Raw genomic sequence first — 13,134 nt, 5'->3', positions numbered from 1 at the left:
TTAATTTATATTAGTGTTCAATTCAAATACTAACAAGGCAAAACCAAATCAGCATATACAAGTAATGGCCTCAACTAGAGACCTTTTTCTTCAGAGCCAATGACGAGATTTGAACTCGTGACCTCTTCCTTACCAAGGAAACGCTCTACCCCTGAGCTACACCGGCGATTAAACCATTATAGATTTAAGGAACAGAGTTGACCTTAAAAAAACGCGCTTCACATGCACATTTAAAATTAGAGCGAGAGACCGGGTTCGAACCGGCGACATTCAGCTTGGAAGGCTGACGCTCTACCAACTGAGCTACTCTCGCATTTATCGACAACAAAATTGTCAAAAGGTATTCAATATTTCAACAAGCCTCAAACAATAATTTGAGTCAATGTGTGGGGAGAGCAGGATTCGAACCTGCGAAGGTTTCCCAACGGAGTTACAGTCCGTCCTCGTTGGCCGCTTGAGTATCTCCCCAAAAGATCAATTAAGATCTAGTATTTTAAAGAGCCGATGGAGGGACTCGAACCCACGACCTGCTGATTACAAATCAGCTGCTCTAGCCAGCTGAGCTACATCGGCTTTTAATCAATTTTACTTGCGTAAAAAAGCCCGCTATTTCTAACGGACTGCAAATGTAAGAGTATTTTTTAATTCTCAAAATTTTTTTTGAAAAAATTAATGAGAATTCTGTTTTTCTTTTCTTTTTTTGAGTTGGCGCTCTAGTGCATCGGAACATTCATCTATGCATTGCTCAAAGGACTTACATGTTTTTGAGGCAATTAGGTCTTCACCAGGAACAAACAACCTAACTTCAATTATTTTATTTTCAGGAGCAGAAGTTTTTTGAACTTTCATATAAACATCAGCATTTATTATCTTACTGTAAAAATGTTCAAGTTTATCTAATCGTTCTTGAATAAATTCTACAAGTTTAACGTCTGCATTAAAATTTACAGACTGCACATTTACCTTCATAAGCTATTTATTTAATTAATCCTTCTTTGAGCGCGGATGCGCGTTTTTATAAACCCCTTTCAACATTTTCATACTTGAATGGGTGTAAACCTGAGTAGAAGCAAGACTCGCATGACCTAACAACTCCTTAACAGCATTTAAATCAGCACCTTCATCTAAAAGATGTGTAGCGAAAGAATGCCTTAAAATATGCGGACTCGTTTTTACCTTCTCAGATACCTTACTAAAATACGATTTTATAATCCTATAAACAAGAACTGGATACAGTTTATGCCCTTTACCCGTCAAGAACAATTCATTAAATCCGTTAACATTTATCAGATCACGCAACACCAAATATGACTCTAGTTTATTTGAAATAGAGTACAATAAGGGAATAATACGTTCTTTGTTACGTTTCCCCATCACTTTAATACTTCTTGTGGAGAGACTAATATCTTGTAACTTTAAATTAATCAACTCTTCTCTCCTCATTCCGGTAACATAAAACAGTTCAATTAGCAATAAATCCCTAGTTGTTTCAAAATCTGAAGAATCATAGGAATTGTCTAGGATTTGTTGAACTTCTTTTTTTGAAAACGGAATTTGAACATTAATTGCAACCTTTAGACTCTTGTGTTGAGATAAAGGGTGAAAATCAATTTGCCCTGTCAATAATAAAAACTTATAATAGCTCTTCAAGGATGCAACTTTACGATTGATGGTCCTCGTACTTAAGTCATCATCGAGCAAGTTACTTAACCAAGTTCTTATTAGAGGATATGACGCATTTTCTATTTCTATATCATATTCTTCCTTTAAAAAAGACTTCATTTGTTCTAAATCCTTTTTGTAAGCCACAACGGTATGACGAGAATATTTTTTCTCAAAAGATAAGTAATCGAAAAAGGATTGTAATGACATAAAAAAACCGCTAGAAAGTAAAATTAAGAATTTTACCACTAGCGGCCTTTATAAATTTAAGAAATACTAGATGTTTTCTGCATCTCTTAAGTGCTGTATGTAAGAAGCTTTTATTCTTTGAGCTCTTTTAGCAACAGATGGTTTAGTAAACTGCTGTCTTCTACGTAGTTCACGCATCTTCCCTGTACGATCAAATTTTCTTTTGAAACGCTTTAGGGCTCTATCGATATTTTCTCCGTCTTTAACTGGTATTATTAACATAGTGTCATCACCTCCTTTCTTTGGGATGGCAAAAATACATATTTATTTATAATTACAATACTTTTTATCAATTACACTTTCGCGACAGCGGTACAAAAAGACACTAATTACTTTGCAGCTGGTTTATAATCCTTACCATCCATAACCATCTTTGCAATAATTTCACGCATGATTTCACTAGTACCTCCACCAATTGGACCTAAACGGCTATCTCTCCACATACGAGCGAGTGGATACTCTTCAATGTATCCATAACCACCCAGATATTGCAAACATTTATAAATAACCTCATCAGCGATTTTGGTAGAGACAAGCTTGGACATACTAGCTTCCTTAACTGGATACAAGCCTTGATCTAGTTGTTCAGAAATTGAATAATTGAAGTTTTTTGCCATTTCTACTTCACTATACATATCTGCCATGCCATGACGTAAGGCTTGAAACTTATCTATTGTGGTACCAAAGGCGGTTCGCTCTTTCATATACTGAGCCGTATATTCTAAAGCATATTCTGCTCTAGCATGCGCATTAATTCCCATAATTAAACGCTCCAAAGCAAAATGTTGCATGATATAAGGAAAACCTTTCCCTTCTTCTCCCATTAAATTCTCAGCAGGAATGCGTACGTTGTCAAATCCTATTTCTCCAGTGTCACTAGCTCTCCATCCCAGCTTATTCAATTTTGTAGCGCTTATACCTGGAGTATCCCTATCCATAACAAATATGGAAATTCCACGACCATTTGCTTCTGGATCTGTCTTTGCAGCGATAACTAGATAATCGCTATAAACACCATTAGTAATAAAAGTTTTTGAACCATTAATCACGTAATGATCACCATCTTTAACCGCAGTAGTTCTCATTCCTGCAACATCACTACCTCCAAAAGGCTCTGTAATACCTAAGCATCCTATTTTCTCTCCTGTTAAAGTTGGAACTAAGTATTCTTGTTTAATGCGTTCATCTCCTTCTTTAAGCAAGTGTTGCGCTCCTAGAAAAGCTTGAACCCACATCGCTGCTGCGAACCCACCAGAGTTGATGCGTTGCATTTCTTCAAGAAATATTACTGTGTAAAAGAAATCTAAATTTAAACCACCATATTCTTCTGGGTAGTACAAAGCAAAGTAGCCCATTTCACCCATTTTTTCAAAAATCTCTCGATCAATTTTACCCGTTTCTTCCCATCTATCGATATGAGGAACAGCCTCTTTATTGAGAAAATCTCTAAAACTCTGTCTGAAGACATTATGTTCTTCAGTAAAATATTTTGAATACATATAAAGTAGTTAAACTGTTGATTTAGTTAAGTGTCAAATATAGCTGAATTAGCTCTAATTTTTCTTCTGGAAACCTAGAGGTTAACACAACTTTATCCCAACTTTTAAAGCCATCCCTTAGCGTACGCTGTTTAATAAGTTCATCAACGAGATAGTCGTTAAAATAAGGAATACTTAACAATTCATCTTTACTTGCGTTATTAAGAGCAATTCTATTTTGAGTAGAGGAAAGTGTAATGTAAAAATGTTTTTTTAGCTGGATCATAGTAGAATCGGTAAGGCCGTAAACACCTCGCACCTGCTTCATATCTATAAAGCCCTTTAAAAATTCTCGCTCTTTAATGATTCTACCCGATAATGCTGGACCTATACCATAAACTGCCTTAAGCTCTTCTTGTGTAGCAGTGTTAATATCCTTGGCAACAACCTTACGTTCTTTGAACGGAACAAATTTGTTTTGCTTTTTAGGATTAGTAACCCATTCTGGAAATTTAAAATATGGACTAATACTATCTAGCCACTGATCTGAAACACCTGTTACATTTTGAAAATCTTTTTTGGAATTAATCCATTTATCGCTTTCGCGAAAGCGATGTAACCTTTCTAACTCCTCTTCACTAAGTCCCAACACATAACCTCGATAGTCTGTTATATAGTTAGGATTAAAAGGATAAATTTTGTTTCGTTTTGCAATCGCAACAGATTTCAAAGAATCTACTTGTCTTTGATATTCGCTTGTATCCTCAACAATAAGCGGTTGCGATGATCTACTATTTGAAAAAATGTAAATCGCAACAACTATAGACAAGACAATTATTAATATAAAAATCCCTCTTTGCTGTTTACGGTTAAACAAAAAGAGGGATTTAAAATTTTTCATTTATCAAGGATTAGTCGATAGCTTTTGACTTTAATTTGATAGCGCTCATATATCTATTCAGCTCCTTCTTAACCTTAGGAGCTAATAAGACAATACCTATCATATTAGGCACCATCATTGAGAATATCATCGCATCAGAGAAACCGATAACATTACCTAAACTAGCAGCTGAACCTATCACTACAAATACACAGAATAAAATCTTATAAGTATACTCAGTTCTAGTGGTTCTGCCAAAAAGGTATGCCCAAGCTTGATATCCGTAATAAGACCAAGATATCATCGTTGAAAATGCAAATAATACTACCGCTAGGGTTAGTACATATGGGAACCAGCTTATCACTGATTCAAATGCTCCAGAAGTTAATAAAATCGCATCTGCATCATTAAGTCCAGCATTTTCAGAACTTACGTTACCTGTGATAATTAGAACCAAGGCAGTCATTGTACAAACTACCACGGTATCAATAAACGGTTCTAATAACGCCACTAAGCCTTCACTTGCCGCATATTTAGTTTTTACCGCAGAGTGTGCAATAGATGCACTACCTACACCAGCTTCATTTGAGAATGCTGCTCTACGGAAACCTTGTATTAAAACTCCTATAGCTCCACCTGCAACTCCTTCTGGGCTAAAAGCTCCATCAATAATTTGAGTAAATGCCTCACCTATCAAATCAAAACGAGCAAAAATCACCCATAAAGATGCTCCTACATATATCACCACCATAAAAGGAACAATTTTATCAGTCACCTTGGCAATTGATTTAATTCCTCCGATGATTACAATACCTACAAATACTGCCATAAATAAACCAAATGCCCATTTATAACCATATAAAAAAGATTCTGTTCCACCAGTGATATTTTCAACCATTTGAGCAGCTTGATTAGCTTGGAACATATTTCCACCACCAAACGATCCACCGATACACATTATAGCAAATAATACAGCTAAAACCTTTCCTAAACCGGTAAGTCCCATGGACTTCAATCCTTTAGTTAAATAATACATCGGTCCGCCATAAACAGTTCCATCTGGACCGACATCTCTATATTTTACACCCAAGGTACATTCTACAAACTTTGAAGCCATACCTAAAAATCCTGCAACAATCATCCAGAAGGTTGCTCCTGCACCACCAACAGAAACAGCAACGGCAACACCGGCGATATTTCCTAATCCAACAGTAGCAGACAACGCAGCTGTTAAGGCCTGAAAGTGTGATACCTCACCATCTGAGCTTTCATCTCTAATAGTATCTTTAATATCTCCATCGTTAGCAATTTCGTCACTGAACTCATCGATGTGAGCCTCTATATCATCAACGTTATTGATATCTACACCATTTGCAATACCATCTTCACCATAAAGAGTTTCTGCTCCGAATTTCTCTATATCTTCATACTTACCTCTTACAACCTGAATAGCTCTCCATACTCCGGTGAAGTTTATAAACTTAAAATAAAATGTGAAAAATAGTGCTCCTAGAATAAGTGGGAAAAGCACCCAGTAGATTTTTATTTCATCTGTAAAAGGAATTTGATAGAAGACTCCTTGAACATAATCTCCAGTTGCCCAACCAAAGGCATCATCAATCTTTTCATCTAATCCTTTCTCTGCAGCTTCCTGCGCAAAAACAAATGCAGGCATAATAAAAGCCAGCATTGATAAACATACTTTATAAATACGTTTCATTCTTTTTTTGATTTAAATTTTGGTTAAGTCAGCAAGATGCACAAAAATCTTGCTTTTTAAAAGTTTTAAAGGCACTTATGTTACCTCATTGTTAATTCGATAGACCTTCTGTAGGTTCAAAATTTGCTGTGTATTTCCTACAACTATAATTTTTGAACCTGTAGTAAGCATCATTTTAGGATCTGGATTAACGGTATAATTCCCATCTGCTGATTTATATCCTATAATAGTACAACCTGTTTTTTGTCTTAAATTAAGATCAATTATTGAGCAATCTCCATTATCATCAAACATTTGCTCAAAGGACACTTGTTCAAGGTTTACTCCTTCATCACCACCATAACTTAAGTTATCCCAAAACTCAATCAGGTCAGGACTTACAATAAGTGAAGCCATATGCTCTCCACCTATTTTATCTGGTAATATAACATTATCAGCTCCTGCAAGTTTTAGTTTCTTATAACTGGTTTCTTCACTAGCACGTGAAATAATCTTAAGAGATTTATTAAGTTGTCTTGCGCTCAATACGGTAAAAAGATTATCTGCATCATCGGGCAAGGCTGTAATAAGAGTAGACGCCCTTTCTATTCCAGCTTTAATAAGGACCTCATCTTCATTTGCATTTCCTCTTAAAAACATATTACTATCTAACCCACAATCATCTATAACCTCTTGATTCTTCTCAATGATTATAAATTCTCTGTGATAATCTCTTAGCTTCTCAACGGCCTGTCTACCATTGCGACCATAACCACAAACTATAATATGATTCTCCATAGCATCTATATGTTTTTGTTTTCTTTTTTCTCTCATATCTTTCAATGAACTACGTGATATTAAATACTCTGTAATAACAGACACCGCATAACCTACGATTACAACACTAAATAATAAGAGTAAAACAATAAAAATCTTAGTCTGTTCATTTGGAAGCTCTACCTCACGATAACCTACAGTTGAAATAGTTATTACTGTCATGTAAATAGCATCTACCCAAGAGAGACCTTGAATAAATTTAAATCCCAAAACACCTATAAGCAAGATGGTAATAAGTAAGGAAATCGCAACAGCTATTTTTGAACGCACGTGATTAAATTATTTTAGAGATCAAATACAGAGCTTCTTTTAACATACAGCATATCTTTGATTTTGAGCCAAAAGGCGATAATGAGATACACTCCAAAACCTGCTCCCAATGTTGCAAACGTGAAATAAATGAAGGTGATACGTACATTACGAGCACGCATTCCCATACGATCTGCAATACGAGTTGACACATAGAAACCGTACTTCTCCATGTAATGTCTTAAACCTGTAACTATTCCCATGTGGTAAATTTAATGATAAGCGATTAAATTATATACCTCAACTAGATTTATCTCTAAGGAGCGACACACCTATATCACAACTCAAACATTTATTAACATCACAGTAATGTGACTTTAATTGAAGTACGGCTTGCGATTCCAATGCATTATTAATTTCAGTTCGTTTTTTAAACTCACCGACTATAGTATTGGATTCAAATTTTAAGTCATACATCAATTGAAGTAACTCTTCGGTTTTATCCTTTCCGGCAAACTGTGCATGAGCAAATTTTACTGGCACAATGCAATTTATAATTACCAAATCAATAAACGATGCTGTAAGTGATTTTTCTCTAAATACATTTTCTTTATCAAAGACATGATGGGTATCCCAGTAAGAGGACGATTTTACATCAAATAATTTGTGAATATCTTCTCTGGTTTTTGCAAGTAAAACTTCTCCGAAGAGATGTGGCGAGTTATGATAAAGCATGGCTAGTTGAGATATCCGTATCGTAGGATAATTTGCTGGCCTTAACCTGAAAAACTTCATAGGTATTAAAGCAGGCTGTAATTGAAATTTCGCTTTCGCGAAAGCGTATTCATCAACTAACAATTTATAATAACGATCCTTTTTAATATCATTAAGTAATCCTGCCTGACCTAAAAGCGTTGCTTCTAATTGAAACGCGTCTTTTGCAAGTTTGCGTATCGTAGTTGAATCTATACTTTGTGCTAATTGTTCAAAAGCATCGCCGTTAATTTTAGTTCCAAAACTTCTACATAATAATTGAAAAAATAAAGCTTCCCAATCGTTTTGGGTTTGTCTTAATATTTCATTTATATGAATACTGCGCTGTTCTAATCTTTCAAAAAACAACTTTTCAAACCATTGGGCTTTTTTAAAACCATCTACCTCAGCTATGTCATTTTCACAGTTAATGAATTGATCTTTCTTAATCGCAAAAAGTTTTTGATAGCTCTTAACTAATGATTCTGGCACATATTTACTCACTTCTAGCACGGGTATGTTTATCTCATCACGACGAGTAATCTCTGCATCATGTATCCATACCACATGCAATATGACATTATCGTAAGCAGGATCATCATCATGACCATGCAAGTACCAGTCACTTGCTTTTACATGCATTTCCACATTTCCTGCCCATTCCTGACCATCGATTTCTAATCTACCGTTAAAAAAATCGGGACCTGAATGAAAATTGTGTGTTCCTAAAGATTTAACCACGATCGACTTACCTTCTGTGGTTTGCAATTGCTGGCCACTTAGTTTTTTAAACTTCCAGAGATAATGAATAAAATCTTCTTGCATGAACAATCTTAAATTATGTAGGAAGATATGATAATTTTAGTTTTTAGAAAATGAATACCTTGTAGCTTAAACTTTTATTATGGCCGAAAGCTTTCAACTTGAAAAAAACCTAGAACGCATTGTAAGCACTAAAAACAGATTAGATGCTTTGATGATCTCACTCGTCCTAGCAACTACATTTGCTTTCTTTTATAGAGATTGTAAGTTTGAACATGCTCAAATATTCGGATTAGACATTACCCATCATGATCCATACTATCACTATTCTATAGCTATATTGTTGATTACAATATTTGGATTAGTTGGTTCTCATTTTATAGAATACGTTCTTAAAAGAAGTACTTATGATAAACTCGTGCAATCAGAAAATGTGGATTTCAAAGAAATGATTAAATCTACAGTACCAGGTTCTTTCTATGAATTCACTTATCAATTAACCAAATTCAAAAAAAACGATCCGTTAAGAGAACTAGCTGTAGGAGTATTATTGAGTATATTTTTTGCTTCTCATTATATAGCAATACTTCATATCATTGAACGATTTCAAGAACAGTCTACAAAAAGCATCATTATCCTTATTGTTTGTGGAGTTGTTCTTATTGGTCTTTATTATGGCTTTGTAAAATCAATGGGGAAATCTAAAAAGAAACTTGATAAACAAGTGACGCAAAGAATAATCGCATGGATTATCATAATAGCAATAGTAAGTGTAATCTTCAATTTCATTTCATGAAAAAAGCCCCAAAATCTATATTAGATTTTGGGGCTTTTTTGACTTAATTAAATTCTTATTTATCATCTTCTGGATAAGAGCCATCCTCATTAATATATCCTTTTTCAAGCATCCAATCATCGTTAAAAAACTTCCCTACATAACGACTACCATGATCATGGAATAAGATTACTACCACATCATCTTTAGTAAAGCCATGCTCCTTATGAATTTGTTTTAAACCTTTAATGGCTGCTCCGGCGCTGTTTCCTAAAAACATTCCTTCCTCTTTTGCCAGTCTTCTAGTGTAAACAGCGGCATCTTTATCAGTCACTTTAGTAAAACCATCTATGACTTCAAAACGCACATTAAGAGGTAAAATATCTTCACCTATTCCTTCAGTAACATAAGAGTGAATTTCATTCTCATCAAAAATTCCCGTCTCGTGATATTTTTTAAAAACTGAACCATAGGTATCTATTCCCCAAATCTTAACATTGGGATTTTGTAACTTTAAATAAGTTCCTACTCCAGATATTGTTCCTCCAGTTCCTACACCTACTACAAAGTGAGTCACCTTACCTTCGGTTTGTTTCCATATCTCTGGACCTGTACTTTGATAATGAGCCTTACAATTAGACGGGTTATCATATTGATTCACATACCAAGAATTAGGAATCTCCTCACTCAATCTTTTACTGGTAGAATAATAAGAACGTGGATCATCGGGCTCTACGTTAGTTGGGCACACGTGAACTTCAGCTCCTACAGCACGTAGGATATCCATTTTTTCCTTAGACTGCTTATCTGCAAGAACGCATATAAGCTTGTAACCCTTCATTATAGCGGCTAGGGCAAGTCCCATTCCTGTATTACCACTAGTTCCTTCTATGATAGTACCACCTGGTTGTAATCTTCCATCAGCCTCTGCGTCTTCAATCATTGTTAAAGCCATGCGATCTTTTACAGAATTCCCTGGATTAAAAGTTTCATACTTTGCAAGTACAAGACATGGTAAGTCCTCTACTAGTTTATTCATCTTAACTAGAGGTGTATTACCTATCGTACCTAATATATTTTCTACGTATTCCATATTCCTATTTGAAATGCAAAAATAATGTTTTGCATAAGTTCTTAGACCTCAATAGCCATATTGATTTGTTAATTGATTTTAATGACGCTTTTGCGGAAGCGAAATAAAAAGAAACTATCCTCTTAAATAGCTGATTACTCAAATCTCATCGCCTTAACGGGTGATATTTTACTTATTATAAACGAAGGTATTATGAGAACTAATAAACACAATATAAACGTCCCTAAATTAAGAGCAATCACATGCCAAAGTGATAGATAAACTGGCGCCTCAGTGACATAATAGGTTGATGGATCTAAAGTAAATGGACTAAAGAAATATTGAATACCTATCAGCCCTAGACCGATAACATTCCCTATAACGAGTCCTTGTAAAATCAGGCTCATCGCATTATATAAAAAGATTTTGCGGACTAGCCAGTTACCAGCACCTAGTGCTTTTAATATACCTATCATACGTGTGCGATCTAATATAAGAACCAGTAATGCGGTGATCATATTTATGATACCTACGATAAGAATAATCGCTATAATACCATAAACATTAGAATCTAATAATGCAAGCCATGAGAAAATGGTTGGATATTGCTGTATTATGGTTTGACTGTTTAATAGCGAGTCAGTGTTTTGAAATATCTTTATACCTAATTGATCTAGATTATCAAAGTCATCGATAAAGACTTCAAATTTTCCAATTTGGTCATTTTCCCATTTATTAATTTTTTGAATATGCCTTATATCACCTATAATAAATTTAGTATCGTACTCTTCTAGACCGCTATCATAAATTCCTGAAACTGTAAATCCTCTTGAAATGGTCGGATTACCGTTTGATGATGCATTAGGTTTCACAAAATAAGTAGGTGCCTTATCACCTACTTTAAGTTGCAACCTGCGTGCAATATCATCTGATATTAGAATTTCTCTTGTAACACTTTCTAAAGTCATATCAGGCAATGCACCATCTATTAAAAAGTCTTTAAAGTAAGTCCAGTCATAATCGGTACCTACACCTTTAAGAATGATACCTTCAAAATCTTTTTCGGTTCTAATCATTCCACCTAATGTGGCCACTGCTTGCACGTGTACTACCTCAGGAACAGATTCAAACTCTGGATAAAAAACTTGATTTATAGAGATAGGTTTTACAGTTGTAATAGAGTTATTGCGGTCATAAAGGGAAATACTGACGTGTCCATTAAAGGCACTCACTTTTTCTTTTATCTTTTTTTGCAGCCCAACACCAGTAGCAATGGCTATTAACATAACTATCACTCCTATCGCGATTGCTGCAATTGCAATTTTTATAATCGGTGCACTTACGCTATTTTTATAGGCGGCACTACTTTGCACTCTTTTTGCTATGAAATACTCTAAATTCACTTATTCTTTTATGATTTTCAAATATACCATATTAGCTATCGCTTTAACCATGATTTCTTGCGATGCAAAAATCAATCATAAAAATAAAACGACTGCTAAGGCTGAAAAAGTATCTGATTCTTTAGTTGCTAGTCGCAAAGTGATACAATCTAAAAATGCTTTAGAAAACCAACCTACTCCTGCCGCAGACAACATACAACAGTGGATCGCCTTATTTAAAGGACGCAATGTTGCTGTTGTAAGCAATCAAACTAGCGTGGTAAGATCGAGTGTAAAAAACAATAAAACTAACTGGGATGAACCTGAGGTTGTTACCTACACACATTTAGTAGACACCTTATTAAGTCGTGGTGTACTAGTCAAAAAAGTTTTTGCACCAGAGCATGGTTTCCGTGGTACGGCAGATGCTGGTGCGAGCATAAAAGATGGAATCGATTCAAAAACTGGACTACCTATCATCTCTCTTTACGGTTCTAATAAAAAACCTACTGAAGAACAACTTGCAGATGTTGACATTGTCATTTTTGATATACAGGATGTAGGAGCAAGATTCTACACATATATCTCTACGTTGCACTATGTAATGGAAGCCTGCTCCAGACTAGATAAAAAAGTAGTGGTATTAGACAGACCTAACCCAAATGGACATTATATCGACGGACCTATCTTAGAACCTGCGCACAAAAGTTTTGTAGGTATGCATCCAGTACCTGTTGTACATGGTATGACGATAGGTGAGTATGCGCAAATGATAAATGGCGAACGCTGGCTAGAATATGGTTTAAAATGTGACCTGATGGTATTGAAAATGAACAATTATCGAAGAACAGATTATTATTCTTTACCTATAAAACCTTCTCCCAACTTACCTAACGATCAAGCCATAAACCTTTATCCTAGTTTATGTTTTTTTGAAGGAACAGACATTAGTGTAGGTCGTGGTACTGAAATGCAGTTTCAGGTCTATGGATCACCTGTACTTGCAAAATACAGAGACTTTTCTTTTACGCCTACACCTAACGAAGGAGCAAAAAGACCATTGCATAACGGGAAGAAATGTTTCGGCGTAGATTTGAGAAGCTACCCAAAACTTGATCAAATAAATCTAGATTTTTTAATTGACGCTTACGCGAAAGCGCCTTCAAAAAAGAACTTTTTTAATTCATTTTTCACCAATCTAGCCGGTACAGAAAACTTGCAAAAACAAATTGAAGCGGGAATGACCGCTAGCGAGATAAGAGCTAGTTGGGAAAATGACCTAAAAGCTTATGACGTGATGAGGCAACCATACTTATTGTACTAACTTATAATTATT

At 35.1% G+C, this 13,134-nt stretch carries 13 protein-coding genes and 4 tRNA genes; 2 read left to right on the top strand and 15 right to left on the bottom strand.

Features of this window, described 5'->3' with window-relative positions; all coding sequences use genetic code 11:
* Window positions 1-94: 94 nt before the first annotated feature.
* From ACJJVI_RS08180 to ACJJVI_RS08120, 13 genes are all read right to left on the bottom strand, one after another.
* Window positions 95-166, bottom strand: a tRNA-Thr gene (locus ACJJVI_RS08180).
* Window positions 167-240: 74 nt separating this feature from the next.
* A tRNA-Gly gene (locus ACJJVI_RS08175) sits at window positions 241-313 on the bottom strand.
* Window positions 314-387: 74 nt separating this feature from the next.
* Window positions 388-468 (bottom strand) — tRNA-Tyr (locus ACJJVI_RS08170).
* A 31-nt stretch (window positions 469-499) separates the two neighbouring features.
* Window positions 500-573, bottom strand: a tRNA-Thr gene (locus ACJJVI_RS08165).
* Between the two features lie 96 nt (window positions 574-669).
* The gene (hpf, locus tag ACJJVI_RS08160; RefSeq protein ID WP_042245895.1) at window positions 670-969 is read right to left on the bottom strand and encodes a ribosome hibernation-promoting factor, HPF/YfiA family; all 300 of its coding nucleotides are present in this window, start codon (window positions 967-969) and stop codon (window positions 670-672) included.
* A 15-nt stretch (window positions 970-984) separates the two neighbouring features.
* Window positions 985-1,872, bottom strand: a complete 888-nt coding sequence (locus ACJJVI_RS08155; protein ID WP_405351387.1) for a tyrosine-type recombinase/integrase — start codon at window positions 1,870-1,872, stop codon at window positions 985-987.
* Window positions 1,873-1,938: 66 nt separating this feature from the next.
* Entirely contained in the window at window positions 1,939-2,133 is a 195-nt protein-coding gene (rpsU, locus tag ACJJVI_RS08150; RefSeq protein WP_036582246.1) for a 30S ribosomal protein S21, read from the bottom strand.
* Between the two features lie 107 nt (window positions 2,134-2,240).
* Window positions 2,241-3,410, bottom strand: a complete 1,170-nt coding sequence (locus ACJJVI_RS08145) for an acyl-CoA dehydrogenase family protein (protein ID WP_036582249.1) — start codon at window positions 3,408-3,410, stop codon at window positions 2,241-2,243.
* Window positions 3,411-3,432: 22 nt separating this feature from the next.
* Window positions 3,433-4,290 (bottom strand): helix-hairpin-helix domain-containing protein, encoded by an 858-nt coding sequence (locus tag ACJJVI_RS08140; protein ID WP_405351384.1) that lies wholly within the window; start codon window positions 4,288-4,290, stop codon window positions 3,433-3,435.
* Between the two features lie 10 nt (window positions 4,291-4,300).
* On the bottom strand, window positions 4,301-5,980 hold the full coding sequence (locus ACJJVI_RS08135) for an alanine/glycine:cation symporter family protein (RefSeq protein WP_405352610.1): 1,680 nt from the start codon (window positions 5,978-5,980) through the stop codon (window positions 4,301-4,303).
* A gap of 84 nt (window positions 5,981-6,064) precedes the next feature.
* A complete protein-coding gene (locus tag ACJJVI_RS08130) occupies window positions 6,065-7,075 on the bottom strand; it encodes a potassium channel family protein (protein WP_405351383.1) in 1,011 nt (336 codons plus the stop codon).
* Window positions 7,076-7,089: 14 nt separating this feature from the next.
* Window positions 7,090-7,317 (bottom strand): PspC family transcriptional regulator, encoded by a 228-nt coding sequence (locus ACJJVI_RS08125; RefSeq protein WP_036582257.1) that lies wholly within the window; start codon window positions 7,315-7,317, stop codon window positions 7,090-7,092.
* A 37-nt stretch (window positions 7,318-7,354) separates the two neighbouring features.
* Window positions 7,355-8,632 (bottom strand): DUF2851 family protein, encoded by a 1,278-nt coding sequence (locus ACJJVI_RS08120; RefSeq protein WP_405351381.1) that lies wholly within the window; start codon window positions 8,630-8,632, stop codon window positions 7,355-7,357.
* Between the two features lie 79 nt (window positions 8,633-8,711).
* Between ACJJVI_RS08120 and ACJJVI_RS08115 the strand changes: the two genes are divergently transcribed.
* Window positions 8,712-9,365 (top strand): hypothetical protein, encoded by a 654-nt coding sequence (locus ACJJVI_RS08115; protein WP_405351379.1) that lies wholly within the window; start codon window positions 8,712-8,714, stop codon window positions 9,363-9,365.
* 55 nt (window positions 9,366-9,420) lie between these two features.
* On the opposite strand, the gene ACJJVI_RS08110 is transcribed toward ACJJVI_RS08115, so the two are convergent.
* Together ACJJVI_RS08110 and ACJJVI_RS08105 are read right to left on the bottom strand one after the other, a co-directional pair.
* The gene (locus ACJJVI_RS08110) at window positions 9,421-10,437 is read right to left on the bottom strand and encodes a PLP-dependent cysteine synthase family protein (protein WP_036582261.1); all 1,017 of its coding nucleotides are present in this window, start codon (window positions 10,435-10,437) and stop codon (window positions 9,421-9,423) included.
* Window positions 10,438-10,571: 134 nt separating this feature from the next.
* Window positions 10,572-11,819 (bottom strand): ABC transporter permease, encoded by a 1,248-nt coding sequence (locus ACJJVI_RS08105; protein WP_405351377.1) that lies wholly within the window; start codon window positions 11,817-11,819, stop codon window positions 10,572-10,574.
* On the opposite strand from ACJJVI_RS08105, the gene ACJJVI_RS08100 reads away from it, so the two are divergent.
* Window positions 11,800-13,122, top strand: coding sequence for an exo-beta-N-acetylmuramidase NamZ domain-containing protein (locus ACJJVI_RS08100; protein WP_397303221.1), 1,323 nt, complete (start codon window positions 11,800-11,802; stop codon window positions 13,120-13,122). The genes ACJJVI_RS08105 and ACJJVI_RS08100 overlap by 20 nt on opposite strands.
* Window positions 13,123-13,134 lie beyond the last annotated feature (12 nt).

It is taken from the genome of Nonlabens sp. Asnod3-H03, from assembly GCF_045063665.1.
Taxonomy (GTDB): domain Bacteria; phylum Bacteroidota; class Bacteroidia; order Flavobacteriales; family Flavobacteriaceae; genus Nonlabens; species Nonlabens ulvanivorans.
The sequence above is the reverse complement of the archived record's forward strand: the minus strand, read 5'-3'. Positions and strand labels throughout refer to the sequence as shown.